19 protein-coding genes and 1 tRNA gene are annotated in these 18,496 nt (G+C 65.4%); 14 read left to right on the top strand and 6 right to left on the bottom strand.

Going from position 1 to position 18,496, the window contains the following annotated elements; translation table 11 throughout:
- The first annotated feature begins 178 nt into the window (after positions 1 to 178).
- From B3446_RS19690 to B3446_RS19680, 3 genes are all read left to right on the top strand, one after another.
- On the top strand, positions 179 to 1,117 hold the full coding sequence (locus B3446_RS19690) for a hydroxymethylglutaryl-CoA lyase (RefSeq protein WP_291384296.1): 939 nt from the start codon (positions 179 to 181) through the stop codon (positions 1,115 to 1,117).
- A 29-nt stretch (positions 1,118 to 1,146) separates the two neighbouring features.
- Entirely contained in the window at positions 1,147 to 2,325 is a 1,179-nt protein-coding gene (locus B3446_RS19685; RefSeq protein ID WP_291384294.1) for a CaiB/BaiF CoA transferase family protein, read from the top strand.
- A gap of 69 nt (positions 2,326 to 2,394) precedes the next feature.
- Positions 2,395 to 3,360 carry a Bug family tripartite tricarboxylate transporter substrate binding protein gene (locus B3446_RS19680; protein WP_291384292.1) on the top strand — a complete coding sequence of 322 codons (966 nt, stop codon included), beginning with the start codon at positions 2,395 to 2,397 and terminating at the stop codon, positions 3,358 to 3,360.
- A gap of 76 nt (positions 3,361 to 3,436) precedes the next feature.
- On the opposite strand, the gene B3446_RS19675 is transcribed toward B3446_RS19680, so the two are convergent.
- The gene (locus tag B3446_RS19675; protein WP_291384290.1) at positions 3,437 to 3,664 is read right to left on the bottom strand and encodes a hypothetical protein; all 228 of its coding nucleotides are present in this window, start codon (positions 3,662 to 3,664) and stop codon (positions 3,437 to 3,439) included.
- A 221-nt stretch (positions 3,665 to 3,885) separates the two neighbouring features.
- Here B3446_RS19675 and B3446_RS19670 point away from each other — a divergent pair, with 221 nt between their 5' ends.
- From B3446_RS19670 to B3446_RS19660, 3 genes are all read left to right on the top strand, one after another.
- Positions 3,886 to 4,815: an NUDIX hydrolase gene (locus B3446_RS19670; protein ID WP_291384288.1), complete on the top strand. Its 930-nt coding sequence runs from the start codon at positions 3,886 to 3,888 to the stop codon at positions 4,813 to 4,815.
- Between the two features lie 82 nt (positions 4,816 to 4,897).
- Positions 4,898 to 5,782: a carboxylating nicotinate-nucleotide diphosphorylase gene (gene nadC, locus B3446_RS19665; protein ID WP_291384286.1), complete on the top strand. Its 885-nt coding sequence runs from the start codon at positions 4,898 to 4,900 to the stop codon at positions 5,780 to 5,782.
- 20 nt (positions 5,783 to 5,802) lie between these two features.
- Positions 5,803 to 6,789, top strand: a complete 987-nt coding sequence (locus B3446_RS19660) for a tripartite tricarboxylate transporter substrate binding protein (RefSeq protein WP_291384284.1) — start codon at positions 5,803 to 5,805, stop codon at positions 6,787 to 6,789.
- Positions 6,790 to 6,848: 59 nt separating this feature from the next.
- On the opposite strand, the gene B3446_RS19655 is transcribed toward B3446_RS19660, so the two are convergent.
- Entirely contained in the window at positions 6,849 to 7,526 is a 678-nt protein-coding gene (locus B3446_RS19655; RefSeq protein ID WP_105237303.1) for a tellurite resistance TerB family protein, read from the bottom strand.
- Positions 7,527 to 7,732: 206 nt separating this feature from the next.
- Here B3446_RS19655 and B3446_RS19650 point away from each other — a divergent pair, with 206 nt between their 5' ends.
- On the top strand, positions 7,733 to 8,131 hold the full coding sequence (locus B3446_RS19650; RefSeq protein ID WP_291384282.1) for an OsmC family protein: 399 nt from the start codon (positions 7,733 to 7,735) through the stop codon (positions 8,129 to 8,131).
- An 81-nt stretch (positions 8,132 to 8,212) separates the two neighbouring features.
- On the opposite strand, the gene fabI is transcribed toward B3446_RS19650, so the two are convergent.
- The 3 genes from fabI to gloB all read right to left on the bottom strand — a co-directional run bounded on the left by fabI (position 8,213) and on the right by gloB (position 11,387).
- On the bottom strand, positions 8,213 to 8,998 hold the full coding sequence (fabI, locus tag B3446_RS19645; RefSeq protein ID WP_175125419.1) for an enoyl-ACP reductase FabI: 786 nt from the start codon (positions 8,996 to 8,998) through the stop codon (positions 8,213 to 8,215).
- Between the two features lie 141 nt (positions 8,999 to 9,139).
- A complete protein-coding gene (locus tag B3446_RS19640; RefSeq protein WP_191578180.1) occupies positions 9,140 to 10,558 on the bottom strand; it encodes a transglycosylase SLT domain-containing protein in 1,419 nt (472 codons plus the stop codon).
- A gap of 7 nt (positions 10,559 to 10,565) precedes the next feature.
- Positions 10,566 to 11,387, bottom strand: a complete 822-nt coding sequence (gloB, locus tag B3446_RS19635; protein WP_291384278.1) for a hydroxyacylglutathione hydrolase — start codon at positions 11,385 to 11,387, stop codon at positions 10,566 to 10,568.
- A 19-nt stretch (positions 11,388 to 11,406) separates the two neighbouring features.
- On the opposite strand from gloB, the gene B3446_RS19630 reads away from it, so the two are divergent.
- The 6 genes from B3446_RS19630 to B3446_RS19605 all read left to right on the top strand — a co-directional run bounded on the left by B3446_RS19630 (position 11,407) and on the right by B3446_RS19605 (position 18,040).
- Positions 11,407 to 12,186: a class I SAM-dependent methyltransferase gene (locus tag B3446_RS19630; RefSeq protein ID WP_175125413.1), complete on the top strand. Its 780-nt coding sequence runs from the start codon at positions 11,407 to 11,409 to the stop codon at positions 12,184 to 12,186.
- Positions 12,187 to 12,236: 50 nt separating this feature from the next.
- Positions 12,237 to 12,698 (top strand): ribonuclease HI, encoded by a 462-nt coding sequence (rnhA, locus tag B3446_RS19625; protein ID WP_175125411.1) that lies wholly within the window; start codon positions 12,237 to 12,239, stop codon positions 12,696 to 12,698.
- A gap of 198 nt (positions 12,699 to 12,896) precedes the next feature.
- Positions 12,897 to 13,979, top strand: coding sequence for an efflux RND transporter periplasmic adaptor subunit (locus B3446_RS19620; protein WP_175139094.1), 1,083 nt, complete (start codon positions 12,897 to 12,899; stop codon positions 13,977 to 13,979).
- 30 nt (positions 13,980 to 14,009) lie between these two features.
- The gene (locus tag B3446_RS19615; protein WP_291384276.1) at positions 14,010 to 17,108 is read left to right on the top strand and encodes an efflux RND transporter permease subunit; all 3,099 of its coding nucleotides are present in this window, start codon (positions 14,010 to 14,012) and stop codon (positions 17,106 to 17,108) included.
- A 44-nt stretch (positions 17,109 to 17,152) separates the two neighbouring features.
- Positions 17,153 to 17,878 (top strand): DNA polymerase III subunit epsilon, encoded by a 726-nt coding sequence (gene dnaQ, locus B3446_RS19610; protein WP_291384274.1) that lies wholly within the window; start codon positions 17,153 to 17,155, stop codon positions 17,876 to 17,878.
- A gap of 87 nt (positions 17,879 to 17,965) precedes the next feature.
- Positions 17,966 to 18,040 (top strand) — tRNA-Val (locus tag B3446_RS19605).
- 15 nt (positions 18,041 to 18,055) lie between these two features.
- On the opposite strand, the gene B3446_RS19600 is transcribed toward B3446_RS19605, so the two are convergent.
- Entirely contained in the window at positions 18,056 to 18,325 is a 270-nt protein-coding gene (locus tag B3446_RS19600; protein WP_291384272.1) for a hypothetical protein, read from the bottom strand.
- Here B3446_RS19600 and B3446_RS19595 point away from each other — a divergent pair.
- Entirely contained in the window at positions 18,314 to 18,481 is a 168-nt protein-coding gene (locus B3446_RS19595; protein WP_175125403.1) for a hypothetical protein, read from the top strand. The two genes, B3446_RS19600 and B3446_RS19595, sit on opposite strands and share 12 nt — an antisense overlap.
- The last annotated feature ends 15 nt before the right edge of the window (positions 18,482 to 18,496 follow it).

Here is an 18,496-nt window from a genome sequence, read left to right as displayed (position 1 = left end):
CGGACGCGGATGTTGCGTAGCAAAATCCGGACGGCCAACGCAGGCGCCGCCGCGCTCAGCCATCGTGAATGGCGATGGCCCGCTGAAGAATCGCGATTTGTGCCACGGCGGTGGACCTCGGAAGATGGCTCATCAAGCCCATGGACCGCCCGCCGCGCGGGCGCGAGGAGAGAGAGACGTGAGCCTTCCAAGCCGAGTGCAGATCGTGGAGGTGGGACTGCGGGACGGACTGCAAAGCGAACCCGAGTTTGTGCCCACCGACACCAAGGCTGCCATCCTGAATGAATTGATTGCTGCTGGCGTGCAGCACATTGAGGCGACCTCGTTCGTTTCGCCCCGGGCGGTGCGGCAGATGCGCGACGCTGCAGAGTTGCTGGCGCTGGCGGACAAGCGGCCGGGCGTCGTGTTGAGCGCGCTGGCGCCGAACCCGCGCGGCATTGAACGCGCGCTGGCATCGCGTGCCGATGAAGTCGTGGTGTTCCTGTCGGCCAGCGAAAGCCACAACAGAAAGAACCTGAACCGGTCCGTGGAGCAATCGCTGCGCGACATCGAGGATGTGGCGGCGCTGTTGCAGGAACATCCCATGCGGCGCAAGGGCGCTATCGCGGTCGCCTTCGGTTGTCCGTTTGAAGGCGATGTCGATATCGCCACGTTGAAGACCATCGTGGCCGAGTTTGCCCGCCTGGATTTCGACGCCGTCACGCTGGGCGACACGACGGGCATGGCGACGCCGCGGCTCGTGCGCAAGACGGTCGACGCGCTGCGCGCCGCGTTTCCCGACATGGATTTTTCGCTGCACTTTCACAACACGCGCGGCCTCGGGCTGGTGAACGTGGTCGAGGGGCTGCACGCCGGCATCACGTCCTTTGAATCGTCGCTGGGCGGCTTGGGCGGCTGTCCCTTCGCGCCCGGCGCGACGGGAAATGTCTGCACCGAGGACACGGTCAACCTGCTGCACGAGATGGACATCGAGACGGGCATCGACCTGGCGGCGCTGATCCAGGCGTCGCGGCATCTTGAGCAGGTGATGAAGCGCCCGTTATCAGGACAGGTGATGAAGGCCGGGCCGCGACTGGCATTGCATGACTACGACGGCGCCTTGGCCGCCGTGGGCTGATTTCAGCAACTCTTGATTCATAAGATCCTATGCCTTTATCCGGATTTCGCATTCTGGACCTGACCCGCATCATCTCGGGCCCGTTCTGCACCTCTCTGCTTGCCGACATGGGCGCAGAGGTCATCAAGATCGAGACGCCGGGCGAAGGCGACCCGGTGCGCGCCCAGGGCGTGATACGCGATGGCCTGAGCTGGTATTTCGCCAACTACAACCGCAACAAGAAATCCGTCACGCTCGACCTTTACAGCGAGGAAGGCAAGGCCGTGCTGCGGCGCCTGATCGCTGAATGCGATGTCATCGTCGAGAACTACCGGCCGGGCGTGATGCAGAAGATGGGGCTGGGCGACGAGGCGCTCAAGGCGTTGAAACCCGACATCATTCATTGCAGCATCAACGGCTTTGGCACGACGGGGCCTTATCGCGACCGGCCGGCGTTCGATTTCATCGCGCAGGCGATGAGCGGGTTCATGAGCCTGAATGGCGCAGAAAGTCAGCCGCCCATGCGCGCGGGCCCTCCCATCAGCGATCTGGTGGCCGGCATGAATGGTGCGCTCGGCATCGTGGCGGCATTGCTGCGCCGCGAGCGCACCGGGCAGGGCGACAGCGTCAGCGTGAGCCTGTTGGGCAGCATGATCGGCCTCTTGAGTTTTCAGGCGTCGAACTATTTCGCCGACGGCCGGCTGCCGGCGCGCACGGGCAACGATCATGGCATCGCGTCGCCCTACGGGCTGTTCGAGACGGCCGACGGGCAGGTCGCGATCGCGCCCAGCAACGACGTCGTCTATCACAAGCTGCTGGACGCGTTGGAGCTGTCGGAACTGCGCGCCGATCCCCGTTTTGCGACGAACGCCGATCGCATGCGCAATCGTGGCGCCATCACCGAGGCCATCCAGACGCGCACGCGCCAGCACACCAGCGCCCACTGGATCGAACGCCTGAACCGGTTCGGCGTGCCGTGCGGCCAGGTGCTGAACCTGCAGGAAGTGTTCGAGGATCCTCAGGTGCAGGACCAGCGCATGGCCGTCGACGTGCCGCATGGCGACCATGGTGACGTCCGGATGCTGGGCTTCCCGATCAAGTTTGCGCAGGCCGAAGCCCGGCCCGTGCAAGCCGCGCCCGCGCTGGGCGCCGATACCCGCGATGTGCTGCTGCGATTCGGATTCGCGCAGGAGGACATTCGCGGTTTGCAGGAACGTGGCGTCATCTGAGCGCGCCGCGGCAGGACCACCAAGGCGACACAGCCTGCCCATAAAGCAATAACGACGGAGACAAACGACATGCTACGCAACCTTCTGCTTTCAGCTTGCGTGCTGGGCGTCGCGGCAGGCGCCCAGGCCCAGGAGTCCTACCCGAATCAACCTATCCGCATCATCGTGCCGTTCACGCCGGGCGGCGGCACGGACTTCCTGTCCCGCACAGTGAGCGCCAAGCTGGGCGAGACGAGCAAATGGAACGTGGTGGCCGAGAACCGGCCGGGCGCCGGCGGCACCATCGGCATCGGCGCGGCTGCGCGCGCCAAGCCGGACGGCTATGAGATCGTCATGGGGCAGGTCGACAACCTGGCGGTGGCGCCTTCGATCTACAGCAAGCTTCCCTACGACCCGATCAAGGACTTTGCGCCGATTGGCATCGTGGGCGAAGCACCCCTGGTCATCGTGGCCGGCAAATCCAGTCCCTACCAGACCTTGCAGGCGCTGATCGAAGCGGCCCGCAAGGCGCCCGGAGCCGTCAACTACGGGTCGCCGGGCGCCGGCACCATCACGCACCTGGCTGCCGAATTGCTTCAGCAGCGCGCGGACGTCAAGCTGGTCCACGTGCCGTACAAGGGGTCGGGACCCGCCATGGCCGACCTGCTGGGCGGTCAGGTGCCAGTGATCTTCACGTCGATCCCCTCGGCAGCGCCGCAACTCAAGGCAGGCAGCGCGGTCGCGCTGGCCGTCACCTCGCCGCAGCGCAGCCCGGCGCTGCCCGACGTGCCGACCGTGGCGGAACTGGGTTATCCCGGCTTTGACGTACGGGTCTGGTATGGCTTGCTGGCGCCCGCCAAGACGCCCAAGCCCATCATCCAGACGCTGAACACGGAGCTCAACAAGGTGCTGGCATTGCCGGCGATGCAGGAGGCCTTGGCGGCTCAGGGCGCGCAGGCCATGCCTACGACGCCGGAGCAGTTCGCGGCGACCATCAAGCAGGACTACCAGAAATGGAAGCCCGTGATCGAGGGCGCGAAGGTGAAGTTGGACTGAGGGGCGAAGGTGAAGTTGGACTGACGGTATCGCCGGCTTTACGCCGGCGATCCCTATGCGCGGAACTCCGCGCGCGTCACGTCTTGGGCGTGTCGTACGACGTATCCAACACGTCGTCTTCCGGCGTGATGACGCCCGGTTCGCCGGGTTCCGCAATGGCGCGGCCACGCCGCGGCATGCCTGCGACGATGTTGCTTTCCTCGGGCATGGGCAAGGTCTCGGTGCCCTTGCGCGGGTCGGTCGGGGGCTTTTGTTCGTCCGCACCCTTGGACGCAGTGGTGGGATCAGGGGTGGTTTTCAGCATGGCGATTGCTCCGACTGCGCGCGAGGCCAGGATGGCGCCGCGCCTGGACATTGATCCATCTTAGAACCGTCGTCGGGGTGAGGCAGCGTTCTGGATGTCACGATTGCAAGGGGCTGTTGCAGGACGAGGCCATCAAAAGTTGCCACACTGCGTCCTTATAATCTCGAGCTTCGCGCTGCCGTTTTCTGCCGACCGCCCATTCTCGATACCCCACGCCCACCTTGACCGAATCCGTCGAACGCTCCGTCCATGCTGAACTCGTTGCCGTGCTGGTTGCCGTGACCCACGGCGAGCCGCGCGTGCTGACGACGGACGATGCGCGGGCGTTGCCGGCCGGCCCGTTCGAGTTGTCGCACCGGTCACTGCAGGCTGGCCTGCGCGATTGGGTGGAGGCGCAGACGCATCATCCGCTGGGGTATGTCGAGCAGCTATATACCTTTGCGGACGGCGATCGCTCGGATGAGTCCGGCGGGCGGGTCATCTCGGTCAGCTACCTGGGCCTCACGCGCGAAGCGGGCGAGACGGGCGTTGCGCAAGTGGGCTGGCAGGACTGGTATCGCTACTTTCCGTGGGAAGACCGGCGCGCGGGCACGCCGGCGCTCGTCGAGGAGGTGATCGTGCCGCGGCTTACCGCGTGGTGCGAAGGCAGCGCGGACGCATCGGTCCGCGCGCGCCGCCAGCAGCGCGCGGCGATCACGTTCGGACTGGATGGCGCGGCGTGGAATGAGGATATGGTGCTGCAGCGCTACGAACTGCTGTTCGAAGCCGGGCTGGTGCCCGAGGCGGTGCGGCGCACCGGCGAAACCGCGGTGGTGCCCGGACAGCCGATGCGCCACGACCACCGGCGCATCCTGGCCACCGGCATTGCGCGGCTGCGCGCCAAGATCAAGTACCGCCCGGTGGTGTTTGAACTGATGCCGGACGAATTCACGCTGTTGCAACTGCAGATGGCAGTCGAGGCGCTGGCGGGGCGTGGGTTGCACAAGCAGAACTTTCGCCGCTTCATCGAGCAGCAGGATCTGGTTGAAGAGACCGGCGCCATGGCGACCGGCACTGCGGGCAGACCCGCCAAGCTGTTCCGATTCCGGCGCGATGTGCTGCTGGAACGGGCCATTGCAGGCAGCAAGCTGCCCGTGTCGCGCGTCGTTTGACGCTTGACAAGGCTTATACTCATATTTAGCATAAGTGGTGCGCAAATCTTGCGCGCCTTTTTTTACGCTACAAATACTCAAAATGAGCATTAAAGCCGCAAAGCCCCTCGCAGCCGATCGCCTTCCCGTTCCGCCGCTGCCGGACGTCATGCTGGAGCCGCTCGTGCGGGCGGCGTTGCTGGAGGATCTGGGCCGCGCCGGCGACCTGACCACCGACGCCATCGTGCCGGCCGACGCCACCGCCGAGACGCGGCTCGTGGCACGGCAGGAGGGCGTGCTGGCGGGATTGGATCTGGCCCGGCTGGCGTTCCGCACGATGGATCCGGGCCTGGCATTCACGGTGTCGCGCCGCGACGGCAGCGATCTCGAGCCCGGGATGGAAATCGCGCGCATCCAGGGCAATGCGCGCGCGATGCTCAGCGCGGAGCGCGTGGCGCTCAACTTTCTGTGTCACCTGAGTGGCGTGGCGACAGCCACGGCGTCGATTGCCCGGGCCATCGCCGGCTTTGGCGCTCGCGTCACGTGCACGCGCAAGACCATGCCGGGGCTGCGGTCGGTGCAGAAGTACGCGGTGCGCGTGGGCGGCGGCAGCAATCACCGCCATGGGCTGGACGACGCGGTGCTCATCAAGGACAACCACATCGCGCTGGCCGGCAGCGTGGCGACGGCCGTCGAACGGGCGCGCGCCGGCGTGGGCCACATGGTGAAGATCGAGCTGGAAGTGGACACGCTGGAGCAGCTTGAGGTGGCGCTGTCGCTGGGCGTGGACGTGGTGCTGCTGGACAACATGAGCCTGGATGACCTGCGCCGCGCCGTCGCCATGGCGCGAGGCCGGGCGATTACCGAAGCCTCGGGCCGCATCACGCCCGAGACCGCGGCGGCCGTGGCCGCTACCGGCGTGGACCAGATCGCCGTGGGTTGGCTGACACACAGCGCCAAGGTGCTGGACATCGGTCTGGACGCCTGACTTTTGATTGGTCCCCGAACATGAAACGCCAACTGCTTTCGTCTCTTACGCTTGTTGTTCTGTCGCTGACGGCCTGCGGTAATCCGCCGTCGGGCGAGGCGCCGGGCGATGCGTCGTATCCGTCGCACCCCATCACGATCGTGGTGACGTTTCCGCCCGGCGGCGGGACCGATCTGCTTGCACGCCGCATCGGCGCCAGTCTGCAGGAGTCGTTGGGTCAGCCGGTTGTGGTGGAGAACCGGCCGGGCGCCAGCGGCAACATCGGCGCGCGGATCGTGGCCGAGTCGCCGCCCGACGGCTACACGCTGCTGATGGTGAACAGCTCGTTTGCGATCAACCCGGGGGTCTATCGCAATCTCGGTTTTTCGCCGAAGCGGGATTTTGCGGCGGTCATCAATGTGGCTTTCGTGCCCTCGGTGTTTGTCGTGCCGGCGGCGTCGCCTTTGCGCAATCTTGATGACGTGATCGTGGCCGCCGTGCCGGACAAGCCGCTGGCGTTTGCGACGTGCGGCAACGGCACACCGCAGCATCTGGCGGGCGAGATGCTGTCGCGCAAGACGGGTGCGGTGATGCAGCAGGTGCCGTACAAGGGATGTGGCCCGGCGCTGACCGATGTGATGGCGGGGCAGGTGGGCGTGGGGGTGGTGACGGCTTCCAGCGCGGCGCCGTTGATTGCCGCGGGCAAGCTGCGCGCGCTGGCCGTGACGTCGCCCGCGCGGTCACCGCTCATGCCCATCGTGCCGACGGTGGCCGAGCAGGGCGTGTCAGGCTATGCGCTGGACCAGTGGCACGGGCTGTTGACCCCGGCGGCGACGCCGCCGGCAGTGGTCGACAAGCTGAATGCGGCGGTGGGGAAGATCGTGCGGCGGCCGGATGTGCAGGCCGCGCTGCGTGAGCAGGGCTTCACGCCTGCCAGCAGCTCGCCGCAGGAATTTCAGCAGATGATCGGCGCGGATATCGACCGCTATACCGCGCTGACCGAGGCGATCGGGCTGCGGGCGGATTGAGAACGGCAAAGCGGCCGATCCGGGGGCTGAAACCACAGCTGCAGCGTCAGCCGCTGCTATCAGGCAGCCGCCTTGGCGTGCTGCTCCAGTTGCTCCTTCAGGCCCGGTTCCAGCTTGAGCTGACGCGCCAGTTCGTCCAGGTACGCGCGCTCCATGTAGCTTTCCTCGTCCACCACGAGCAGGCTGGCCAGGTACATTTCCGCCGCCATTTCAGGCGTCTTGGCCGACTGGGCGATCACGCTGGGATCCAGCGGACGGGACAGCTCGGCCTCAAGCCAGCGGCGGTCCTGGGCGTCGGACGACAGCTTGGCCAGTTCCGTTTCCAACAGGGTTTTTTCCTCGGGGCCGATGTGGCCGTCGGCCTTGGCCGCGCCGATCATGGCGGTGAGGACGGCGTTGCTGTGCTGTTCGGCCTCGGGGGCGGGCAGGCGGTCCAGCGTCTGGGGCGGGGCAGTGGGCGCGCCGGCCTGCTTGCGCTGCCAGTCGCCATAGGCGCGATAGGCCAATGCGCCCAGCGCGGCCATGCCGCCATACATGGCGACCTTGCCGCCGATCTTGCGGGCCTTCTTGCTGCCCATCAAGAGTCCGAGGGCGCCTGCGCCCAGGGCGCCGCCGCCCAGGCCGGACAGCAGGGAAGATCCCTTGCCGCCGGTGGCGTTCTGCACGCGGTTCGTGGTGTCGGAAAGCAGCCCTTGTCCGGACTGCAACAGTTGATCGAGTAATTGCCGGGCGCTCATGCGGCCTCCTGTAAAACGGTCGGTCAGGGATATCGGACCGCGGCCGTCGCAGGAAGTTCAGCTATCCGTCAGGCGGCCGATCCGGCCCCGGACGGCTGCGGCAAGTGCTACAACCGTCCTTGCCGCCGGCCGACCGGCCGCCCCATGCAGGCGCAGCCAGTTCATTCAGGCTGTCCCTGATAGTCCCAACACAGGAGAACCGATTCATGAGCATCCGCGTGCGCCAGAATGCGCCCCAGTCCCTGAAATTCACTGCAACGGCCGAAGGCCACGACCTGCCGCTGGATATGCCCAAGCCGCAAGGTGAGGGGCCGGATCCGCACGATTACTTCGATACCGCGCTGGGCGGCTGCAAGGCGATGACCTTGATGGTCTACGCGCAGCGCAAGGGCCTGCCGCTGGAATCGGTGGGGGTGGAAGTGGTGCGCGATGCCAGCGAGGAACGCCGTGGCATCTACCGCCTGACCGCCAAGCTGACGCTGCACGGCGAGTTGTCCGATGCGCAGATCGACGAATTGCTGGCCGTGGCCGAGAAGTGCCCCATCCACAAGCTGATGACGGCGGTGGACGTGCAGGTGTCCACGCTGATCGTGCGGCCGGACTGAGAAACAGGAAATCGGAGAAGGGGCCGGAGAAACCGGCCCCGTTCGGCAAGGCGGGGCGCCAGGCCCCGTCCCAGGAAAGTCTTACTCTTCCATGCCCGGAACGATGGTCGAGAAACCGCCGTCCACGTGGGTGATCTCGCCGGTCACGCCGGCAGCCAGGTCCGACAGCATGAAGGCCGCGACGTTGCCGACGTCTTCGATGGTGATGTTGCGGCGCAGGGGGGACTGGTTTTCCACGAACTTCAGGATGGCCGAGAAGTCCTTGATGCCGCTGGCGGCCAGGGTCTTGATCGGGCCGGCCGAGATGCCGTTGGCGCGGATGCCGCGCGGGCCCAGCGCCGTGGCCAGGTAGCGCACGCTGGCTTCAAGCGACGCCTTGGCCAGACCCATCGTGTTGTAGTTGGGAACCACGCGCTCGGCGCCCAGGTACGTCAACGTCAGCACGGAACCGTTGCGGCCTTCCATCAGGGGCAGCGCGGCCTTGGCCATGGCGGCAAAGCTGTAGGCCGAAATGTCGTGGGCGATGCGGAAGCCTTCGCGCGACAGGCCGTCCAGGAAGTTGCCGGCAATGGCTTCACGCGGGGCGAAGCCGATGGAGTGGACCAGGCCGTCCAGGCCGTCCCAGTGCTTGCCCAGTTCGGCGAAGGCGCCGTCGATCTGGCTGTCTTCGGCCACGTCGCAGGGCAGCACGATGTTGCTGCCGAATTCGGCGGCGAATTCGCTCACGCGGTCCTTGAAGCGGTCGCCCACGTAGGTGAACGCCAGTTCTGCGCCTTGCTGATGACAGGCGCGCGCGATGCCGTAGGCGATGGAACGGTTGGAAAGCACCCCGGTGACCAGGATGCGCTTGCCGGCGAGAAAGCCCATAGATGTGTCCTTGAAATTTTTCCCTTCTGGAGGCCGCCTATTTTAGGGAATTTGGCGGTCCAGCGGGCGAGCCGGCGCGGCCCCCTTGCGGAGCGCCGCGCCGGGGTGTCGCGCCGAGTGTGCGTCGATTGTGGCGGGGGATTACCCGCGCGCGTTCGTGCCCGGCACACGAAGCTGCGTGCCGATCTTCAGGGCACTGCCCTTGATGTTGTTGAGCGCGCGCAGCGCGTCGACCGTGGTGCCGTATTGCTTGGCCAGCGAGAACAGGGTGTCGCCCTGGCGGACCTTGTGGCTGCGGACATTGGGGCGGGCGCTGGAAACGCGGGCGGCGGGCGCCTGCGTGGTGCGGCCACGCGGGGCGGCGGCCTTGTTGTCCTGCGGCGCCGCGTCCAGCGCGCCCACCGGGGGAGCCAGCGATGCAATCTGCACGCCGCCCGTGCCGGGTTCGCCCGGCACCAGCAGCGCCTGGCCGTTGGCGGACTTCTGGCGGCGGCTGATGTCGTTGGTCTCGCGCAGCGAGGCCTCGGACACGCCAAAGCGCTTGGCGATGGCCGCGTAGGATTCGCCGCGCCGGGAGTGGTAGACCTTCCAGGCGGACAGGTCGCCCTTGTAATTGGTGAGGTTGGCGTTGAAGATTTCGACGCGATCGGCTGGCAGCAGCAGGGTGGGGCCGTGGTCGCCGCGGATGACCGGGCGGTTGAAGGACGGGTTCAGGGCCTTGAATTCGTCCAGCGGCATTTCGGCCAGCTTGGCGGCAATTTCAAGGTCGATGTCGCTGTTCTTCTGCACCGTCACGAAGTACGGCGTGTTGCCGACGGGCGGCAAGGCCACTGCGTAGCGCTGCGGATCGGCAATGATGTTCTTGATGGCCTGCAGCTTGGGCACGTAGTTGCGGGTCTCGTCCGGCATGTTCAGCGACAGGTAGTCGGTGTTCTGGCCGGCGGCCTCGTTCTTGGCCATGGCGCGCTGCACCGAGCCTTCGCCCCAGTTGTACGAGGCCAGGGCGAGGTACCAGTCGCCCTGCATTTCAAACAGCTTTTCCAGGTAGTCCAGCGCTGCGTTGGTCGAGGCGATGGGATCGCGGCGCTCGTCGCGCCACCAGTCCTGCTTCAGGTTGAAGTGCTGGCCCGTGGCCGGCACGAACTGCCACAGGCCAGAGGCCTGCGCGCGCGACAGCGCCGTCGGGTTGTACGCGCTTTCCACGAAGGGCAGCAGCGCCAGTTCGGTCGGCAGACCGCGGCGGTTGATCTCGTCGACGATGAAATACAGGTATTTGCCCGCACGTTCCGCCATGCGCTGCACCGCCTCGGGGTGGGACGCGTAGTAGTCGGTCCACTGCTTGGAGAGGTCGGTGTTCAGGTTGGGGATCGCGAAACCGCGGCGGATGCGGTCCCAGGCGTCGGCCGGCGGGTTGGTCAGGTCGATCGTGCGGGACGTGTCCCGGGCGATGTATCGGCCTTGGGAATTGGTGGTGAGGTTCTTGCTATCGGGGGCTTTGGTTCCTGCGCAACCGGCGAGGACTGCCAGCATGAGCGGCAGAAGGAGTCGGGATAGATTCATCAGGTGGTCACTTGAAATCGTTCTTCCATTCACGAAGGGAGGCAAAAACCTCTACCGGCGTTTGCTGGTGGCGTCCGGCCCAGCTTGCGGCGGCCTGGACGACGTCGGGCTGCTGCGTGCGCAAGAACGGATTGGTCGCGCGTTCCTGGCCGATGGTCGAAGGAAGCGTGGGGTGACCATCCGCGCGTAATTGCTGGGCCCGCAGTTGCCACGTTTGCAGGTCGCGGTTGGCCGGTTCGACGGCCGATGCCCAGCGAAGGTTCGCTAGAGTGTACTCGTGTGCGCAAAAAACTTTTGTATCCGGCGGTAAAGCAGAAAATTTTTCCAAGGAATCAAACATTTGCGCTGGGGTGCCTTCGAACAGCCGGCCACACCCCCCCGCGAAAAGCGTGTCGCCACAGAACAGCGCGTGCTCGACGCCGGCCGCGCGGCCGGCATAGGCGATGTGCCCGGCGGTGTGGCCCGGGACGTCCAGCACGGCCAGGTCCAGGTCCAGTTCCGGCAGCGTCACGCGGTCGCCTTCGGCCAAACGGACGTCGCAGCGCGGCAGCTTTTCGCGCGCCGGACCATATACGGTGATGCCCTCGATGCGGGACAATTCGAGCACGCCGCCCACATGGTCGCCATGGTGGTGCGTGAGTAGAATGGCGCGCAGCTTCAAGCCATGCTGATCCAGGAACTGCAACACGGGGCCGGCCTCGCCGGGGTCCACGACAGCCGCCAGGCCGTCCTGGACGATTGCCCAGATGTAGTTGTCGGAAAAGGCTGGCAAAGGCAAGACCGCGGCGTTGCGTTCGCGGCCGCCTGCGGGGGCGGTCAAGGCTTGCATGGGATTCGAAGGAAAAAACGTGGCAGAAGAAACTCCGCCGATTGTAGAACTGGCCGAATGGTTCCAGACGCCGCCGGGCCAGTACGTGCTGGCCTGGGAGCGGGCCCAGTTCGACGCGGCCGTCGCGGATGTCTTCGGATATTACGCCTGGCAGGTCGGCCTTGCCGACCTGAACCTGTTGCGGGCGAACCGGATGCCGTTCAAGGGTTATGTGGGCACCGAGACCCCCGCGCCGGAAAACATGCCCGGCTGGCAGTCGCGCGTGGTCGTCGCTGAGCCCGAGGCCCTGCCGTTCGAATCGCAAAGCGTCGACCTCCTGATCCTGCCGCACACCTTCGAACTCACGCCCGATCCCCACAACGTGCTGCGCGAGGTCGAGCGCGTGCTGGTGCCCGAGGGGCGGGTCGTCATTTCGGGGTTCAATCCCTGGAGCATGTGGGGCGCGCGCACCCGCATGCCCGGCATGGAACCCTGGCTGCCGCAGCCGCCGTCGTCCCAGGTGTCGCTGGTGCGGCTCAAGGACTGGTTCAAGCTGCTGTCGCTGGAAGTCGATGAAAGCCAGTTCGGTTGCTACGCACCGGCCTGCCGCAGCGAAAAATGGCTGCAGCGCTGGAGCTTCCTGGAGTCCGCCGGCGCCCGCTGGTGGAGCCTTGGCGGCGCGGTGTACATGGTCTCGGCAGTCAAGCGCGTGACCGGCATGCGTATCATCGGGCCTGCCTGGAAGACCAAACCCAAGCGCGCACGCGCGGCGTCGGTGGTGGTCAACCGCCAGGCGGACGACGGCTTCGACCCCTCCTGAACGGCCGGGCCGGCCTCACATTGCAAGAACAAGGACAAGCACGCAGCACCATGCAGGACAACAAAGCGAACGATCAGAAAGTGGAAATGTGGACCGACGGCGCCTGCAAGGGCAATCCGGGTCCCGGCGGCTGGGGCGTGCTGATGCGCGCCGGCGCGCATGAAAAGACGCTGCATGGCGGCGAACTCCAGACCACGAACAACCGGATGGAACTGCTGGCGGTCATCGAAGGCCTGCGCGCCCTCAAGCGCCCGTGCGTCGTCACCATCCACACCGACTCGCAATACGTCATGAAAGGCATGACCGAGTGGCTGGCCAATTGGAAACGGCGCGGCTGGATCACCGCCGAGAAAAAGCCGGTCAAGAATGCCGAGCTCTGGCAGGCGCTGGATGAGCAGGTGCAGCGGCACACGGTGTCGTGGCGCTGGGTTCGCGGTCACGCGGGCGACCCCGGCAACGAGCGCGCCGACCAGCTTGCCAACATGGGCGTCGAGGTCGCGCGCCGCGCCTGAACGGTATCGGCCGCCCCGCCGGCATCCGGAAATACCCTCAAATCGGCCCACTAGGGCAGATTTAGTTCTTTCATCGCGCTTCAGGATTGTTCCAGTATGTAAATCCGGGTGCTAAAGTGCCTTCCCTTCCTCCAGTTCCTGCGGCGACGTCCGAGTGGGGCATGCCCGGTCCGCGCCGCAACACCGCCACTTTCGCGCATGAAAAAAGCTGTACTGCTGGCCGCCGTCGCGGCAGGGTTGGCCGCGGGGGCCGCGCTCGGCGTATTTGTGCCGCGCTGGCTGGCGCCGACCGCCGCTCCCGCCCCGGTCACCACCAAATCTCAAGCCGCGCCCGCCGCGCCGTCCCGCGTGGCGGTGGCCGCCGTCCAGGAAATTCCCTTTGCTCGCGGCCTGTCCGCAGTGGGCAGCCTGCGTTCCGATGAGTCCGTCGTCCTGCGCCCCGAAGTGGCCGGGCGCATCCAGGCCATTGATTTCAAGGAAGGCCAGCCCGTCAAGCAGGGTCAGTTGCTCATCCGTCTGGACGATTCGGTGCCGCGCGCCGAACTTGCACAGGCGCGCGCGAACCTGACGCTGGCACAAAGCCATTACCGCCGCGCCGTCGAACTGCAGGGCAAGGGATTCGTCAGCCAGCAGGCGCGCGACGAGTCGGCCAGCACGCTGAAGGTGCAGGAGGCCGCCGTGGCGCTGGCCCAGGCTCGCCTCGACAAAATGACGATCACCGCGCCATTCGCCGGCATCGTCGGTCTGCGCAGCGTGTCGGTGGGCGACTACGTGAATCAGGGGCAGGATCTGGCGCCGCTCGAGGCGATCGATCCGCTCAAGGTGGATTTCCGCGTGCCCGAGATGTACTTGAGCAAGGTGCGGGTCGGCCAGCAACTGACGCTGCGTCTGGACGCCTTGCCCGGCCAGGAGCGCCGGGGCCTCGTCTACGCGGTCAGCCCGCTGGTCGACGCGGGGGGGCGGTCCATCCTGCTGCGCGCCACCGTTGCCAACCAGGACGGCGTGCTGCGCCCCGGCATGTTCGCCCGGGTGCAACTGCTGTTCAACGAGGACAAGGCGCTGGTCGCGCCCGAGGCCGCGCTATCGCCGTCGGGCGAAACGCAGTACGTTTACCGGGTCGAGAACGGCGTGGCGCACCGGCGCGAAGTGACCATCGGCGAGCGCCGAGAGGGCCGAGTCGAGATCCTGACCGGCGTCGCCCTGAACGACCAGCTGGTGGTCTCGGGCCTGCAGCGCGTGACCGATGGCGCGCCCGTGACCATCGTGGGCAACGGCCAATAGCCGGCCCCTTACCCTTTCAGCGATAGCGCCATGCGTATCTCGGAAACCTGTATCAAGCGCCCGGTGTTCGCGTCGGTCCTGTCGCTGATCATCGTGCTGATCGGCCTGATCTCGTATTCGCGCCTGACGGTGCGCGAATACCCCAAGATCGACGAACCGATCGTATCGGTCGACACCACGTACAAGGGCGCTTCGCCCGAGGTGATCGAATCGCAGGTGACCAAGCCGCTGGAAGACCAGCTGGCCGGCATCGAAGGCGTGAACGTGATGACCTCACGCAGCCGCTCCGAGCGCAGCCAGATCAACATCAAGTTCAACCTGACGCGCGACCCGGACGCCGCGGCGGCTGAAGTCCGCGACAAGGTCTCGCGCGCGCGGCGCTTTCTGCCGGATGAGATCGACGAGCCCATCATCGGCAAGGTCGAGGCGGATTCCCAGCCCATCATCTACATCGCGGTGGAATCGGGATCGTTTTCGGCCATCCAGACGTCCGACTACATCAATCGCTATATCAAGACCCGCCTGTCGGTGCTGCCGGGGGCGGCCGAAGTGCGCGTCTTTGGCGAGCGGCTGCCGTCCATGCGCATCTACGTCGACCGCGACAAGCTGGCCGCGTACGGCCTGACGGTGCAGGACGTGGAAGCCGCGCTGCGCAGCCAGAACGTGGAAATTCCGGCGGGGCGCATCGAATCGCGCGCGCGGGAATTCTCGGTGGTGTCCGCGACCGACCTGCAGACGCCGGCCCAATTTGAAGACGTGATCGTCGCCAACGTGAAGGGCTATCCGGTGCGGATGCGCGACGTGGCCAAGGTCGAGATCGCCGCCGCCAATGACCGCATCCTGTCCCGCTTCAATGGCAAACCCGCCATCAACATCGGCGTCACGCGGCAGTCCACCGCCAACCCGCTGGAACTGTCCAAGGCGGCGCGCCAGGAAGTCGCCCGGCTGAACGAGACCTTGCCCGCCGGCATGAAGCTGAACATCGCGTACGACTCGTCGGTGTTCATCGAGCGGTCGATCGATTCCGTGTTCCACACCATCATCGAGGCCATCGTGCTGGTGGTGCTGGTGATCTTCTTCTTCCTGCGCAACCTGCGCGCCAGCATCATTCCCATCGTCACCATCCCGGTGTCGCTGGTGGGCGCGTGTGCGCTGATGTACCTGTTCGGCTTTTCCATCAACACGCTGACCCTGCTGGCCATGGTGCTGGCGATCGGCCTGGTGGTGGACGACGCGATCGTGGTCCTGGAGAACATCTACCGCCACATCGAGGACGGCATGCCGCGCAAGGAAGCGGCGCTTCGGGGGTCAAAGGAAATCGGCTTTGCGGTGGTCGCCATGACCATGACGCTGGTCACCGTGTATGCGCCGCTGGCGTTCGCCACGGGGCGTACGGGCCGGCTGTTCATTGAGTTCGCGCTGGCGCTGGCCGGCGCGGTGCTGGTGTCGGGCTTCGTGGCGCTGACGCTCACGCCCATGATGTGTTCCGTGCTGTTGCGGCACGAGACCAGCCATAGCCGCTGGTACAACCTGATCGAAGGCTGGCTGAACGGCATGAGCAACGGCTATCGCCGCATGCTGGGCGCGTCGCTTCGGCATCGCTGGATCGTCGTGGTGATCGGTCTGGCCGTCGCTGCAGGCAGCGGCGTGCTGTTCAAGGTGGTCAAGAGCGAGCTGGCGCCGGTCGAGGACCGCGGTGTGGTGTTCGGCATCGTGAACGCGCCCGAGGGCGCGACGCTGAATTACACGCTGGACAGCATGCTGGGCATCGAGAAGTTCTATGCCGACATTCCGGAAGCCAGCGGCAGCCAGGTCACGGTGGGCTTTCCGACGGTCACGGACGGCACCGCGATCCTGCGCTTGAAGCCCTGGGAAGAGCGCGAGCGCAAGCAGCAGGCCATCACGCAGCAATTGCAGCCGCAGTTTGCCTCGCTGCCGGGCGTGCGCGCCTTTCCCACGAATCCGCCGTCGCTGGGCCAGTCCGCCCGGTCCAAGCCGGTGGAGTTCATCATCATGAGCCAGGCCTCGTATGAAGAGCTGTCGCGGCTGACCCAGATTTTCCTGACCGAGCTGCGCAAGTATCCGGGCCTGCTGAACCTGGACACCGACCTGCGCCTGAACACGCCGGAGCTGCGCGTGCGCGTGGACCGCGACAAGATGGCCGACGTGGGTGCCAACGTGGACGTCGTGGGCCGCACGCTGGAATCCATGCTGGGCGGGCGCCAGGTCACCCGCTACAAGGACGAGGGCGAGCAGTACGACGTGATCGTGCAGGTCACGCCGCGCGACCGCGCCAATCCCACCGATATCTCGGGCATCTATGTGCGCGCGCGCGACGGCAGCATGGTCCAGCTGGACAACCTGCTGGGTGTGCACGAAGGCGTGTCGCCGCAGTCGCTCAACCACTTCAACCGCCTGCGCGCCGTGAAGATCGATGCGGCTGTCGCGCCGGGCTACGCGCTGGGCGAAGTGCTGGAACACATGCATCAGGTGGCGCGTGAGGTCCTGCCCAACACGATCATCACGGACCTGGACGGCCAGTCGCGCGAGTTCCGCGATTCGTCGGGCAGCATCTATCTGGTGTTCGGGATGGCGCTGGCGTTCATCTACCTGGTGCTGGCCGCGCAGTTCGAAAGCTGGCGCAATCCGTTCATCATCATGCTGTCGGTGCCGCTGTCCATGACGGGGGCGTTGCTGGCGCTGTGGCTGACGGGCGGCACGCTGTCCATCTACAGCCAGATCGGGCTCATTACATTGGTCGGCCTGATCACCAAGCACGGCATCCTGATCGTGGAATTCACGAACCAGTTGCGCGACGAGGGCAGGGAGCTGTTCGAGGCCGTGGTCGAAGCCAGCGTGCTGCGCCTGCGGCCCATTCTGATGACCACGGGCGCCATGGTGCTCGGTACCGTCCCCCTGGCACTGTCTACGGGCGCGGGCGCGGAATCGCGGCAGCAGATCGGCTGGGTTCTGGTCGGGGGGCTGTTGCTGGGTACACTACTGACCTTGTTCGTCGTGCCGGTGGCCTACACGCTGATTGCCACCGCACGCAAGAAGGCAGGCGAGTCCGGCAGCGAAGCGCATCAACCGCATACGCCGCCGGCCTCGCAGCCTCAAGCATCGGAATAAACCCTTCGGAATAGACCCGTCGGAATCGACGGGTCGGAATCGTTATGCGCCAGATCATCTTTGACACTGAAACCACCGGACTGGACCCTGCACAGGGTCATCGCATCGTCGAAATCGGCTGCGTGGAGCTCGTCAACCGGATGGCCACGGGCAACAACCTGCACATCTATCTGAATCCTGACCGCGACAGCGATCCCGAGGCACTCGCGGTGCACGGGCTGACCACTGAGTTCCTGTCGGACAAGCCGCGCTTTTCCGAGGTCGCGGACGAATTCGTCAAGTTCATCCAGGGCGCCGAGCTGATCGCGCACAACGCCGCGTTCGACGTGAAGTTCTTCAACGCCGAGCTTGCCAAGACCGGGCGCGGTCCCATTACCGAATTCTGCGAGACCGTCACCGACTCGCTGCTGCATGCCCGGTCCATGTTCCCCGGCAAGCGCAACTCGCTGGACGCGCTGTGCGACCGCTTCGGCATCTCGAACGCGCACCGCACGCTGCACGGCGCATTGCTCGACTCGCAGCTTCTGGCCGAAGTCTGGCTGGCGATGACGCGCGGCCAGGACGCGCTGCTGATCGACGTGGACGACAACGCAGGCACCGGCAGCGATGGCCTGGTGCTGGCCAAGTTCGACGCCTCGGGGCTGCCGGTGCTGTATGCCAATGCGGAAGAGCTGGCCGAGCACGAGGCTTACGTGGCTGCGCTGGACAAGAGCGTGGGCGGCGAGAGCATCTGGCGCAAGCTCGATGCGCCTGTTGCAACGGCAGCGTAAAAGGGCTGCACAGCACGGCCGCAAAGAAGTTTTCCCGAGGCGACTTGCGCACGTTTAAAAATTCGTGCTATTATTTCGCCTCTTTCGGGGTGGTTAGCTCAGTGGTAGAGCACTGCCTTCACACGGCAGGGGTCACTGGTTCGAACCCAGTACTACCCACCAAAGACCTTCTGGGGCTTAACGGCTCTTTGAAGAGCCCCAAAAGACAACGCCCATGTCGTCGCAGCAATGCAGCAGTAATTCAGCGATATCGGTTTTGTTCTTCGGGCAGTATGCAAAAAGCCAACCTTCATCGGTTGGCTTTTTTGTTTTTGATTCATTAATCTTCTTCTGATCTGTCGCAATCGGCCAGCTTTCGGTTGCGCCAAGCCTGTTCCACGCCTGTCTATCATCGATAAAACGGCGAATGACTGCCGAGCAAAACAGGAGAAGGCCATGGGTCCGCATACCAACACCATGCTCATCATCATCTGCACCGGCGTGGCGCTCATGTTGATCGGCTTCGGGTTCCGTGACCGCAATCTCGGCATGACCCTGATGGGCCTGGGCCTTGTCACCGCGATCGGCGCGATCATCTACAAGGCGTACATCACCTTTTACTGACCACTTATAATTGAC

Origin of the sequence: Achromobacter sp. UBA5777 (genome assembly GCF_002418565.1) — a bacterium.
GTDB lineage: Bacteria > Pseudomonadota > Gammaproteobacteria > Burkholderiales > Burkholderiaceae_B > Achromobacter > Achromobacter animicus.
The sequence above is the reverse complement of the archived record's forward strand: the minus strand, read 5'-3'. Positions and strand labels throughout refer to the sequence as shown.

What these genes read in the sequence shown, in the direction of transcription:
- B3446_RS19615 (WP_291384276.1), top strand. Translation starts at nt 14,010, where the DNA reads ATGCGTATCTCGGAAACCTGTATCAAGCGCCCGGTGTTCGCGTCGGTC.
- B3446_RS19675 (WP_291384290.1), bottom strand. Translation starts at nt 3,664, where the DNA reads ATGCTGAAAACCACCCCTGATCCCACCACTGCGTCCAAGGGTGCGGAC.
- B3446_RS19650 (WP_291384282.1), top strand. Translation starts at nt 7,733, where the DNA reads ATGAGCATCCGCGTGCGCCAGAATGCGCCCCAGTCCCTGAAATTCACT.
- B3446_RS19655 (WP_105237303.1), bottom strand. Translation starts at nt 7,526, where the DNA reads ATGAGCGCCCGGCAATTACTCGATCAACTGTTGCAGTCCGGACAAGGG.
- nadC (WP_291384286.1), top strand. Translation starts at nt 4,898, where the DNA reads ATGAGCATTAAAGCCGCAAAGCCCCTCGCAGCCGATCGCCTTCCCGTT.
- gloB (WP_291384278.1), bottom strand. Translation starts at nt 11,387, where the DNA reads ATGCAAGCCTTGACCGCCCCCGCAGGCGGCCGCGAACGCAACGCCGCG.
- dnaQ (WP_291384274.1), top strand. Translation starts at nt 17,153, where the DNA reads ATGCGCCAGATCATCTTTGACACTGAAACCACCGGACTGGACCCTGCA.
- rnhA (WP_175125411.1), top strand. Translation starts at nt 12,237, where the DNA reads ATGCAGGACAACAAAGCGAACGATCAGAAAGTGGAAATGTGGACCGAC.
- B3446_RS19600 (WP_291384272.1), bottom strand. Translation starts at nt 18,325, where the DNA reads ATGCGGACCCATGGCCTTCTCCTGTTTTGCTCGGCAGTCATTCGCCGT.
- fabI (WP_175125419.1), bottom strand. Translation starts at nt 8,998, where the DNA reads ATGGGCTTTCTCGCCGGCAAGCGCATCCTGGTCACCGGGGTGCTTTCC.
- B3446_RS19660 (WP_291384284.1), top strand. Translation starts at nt 5,803, where the DNA reads ATGAAACGCCAACTGCTTTCGTCTCTTACGCTTGTTGTTCTGTCGCTG.
- B3446_RS19620 (WP_175139094.1), top strand. Translation starts at nt 12,897, where the DNA reads ATGAAAAAAGCTGTACTGCTGGCCGCCGTCGCGGCAGGGTTGGCCGCG.
- B3446_RS19640 (WP_191578180.1), bottom strand. Translation starts at nt 10,558, where the DNA reads ATGAATCTATCCCGACTCCTTCTGCCGCTCATGCTGGCAGTCCTCGCC.
- B3446_RS19595 (WP_175125403.1), top strand. Translation starts at nt 18,314, where the DNA reads ATGGGTCCGCATACCAACACCATGCTCATCATCATCTGCACCGGCGTG.
- B3446_RS19685 (WP_291384294.1), top strand. Translation starts at nt 1,147, where the DNA reads ATGCCTTTATCCGGATTTCGCATTCTGGACCTGACCCGCATCATCTCG.
- B3446_RS19680 (WP_291384292.1), top strand. Translation starts at nt 2,395, where the DNA reads ATGCTACGCAACCTTCTGCTTTCAGCTTGCGTGCTGGGCGTCGCGGCA.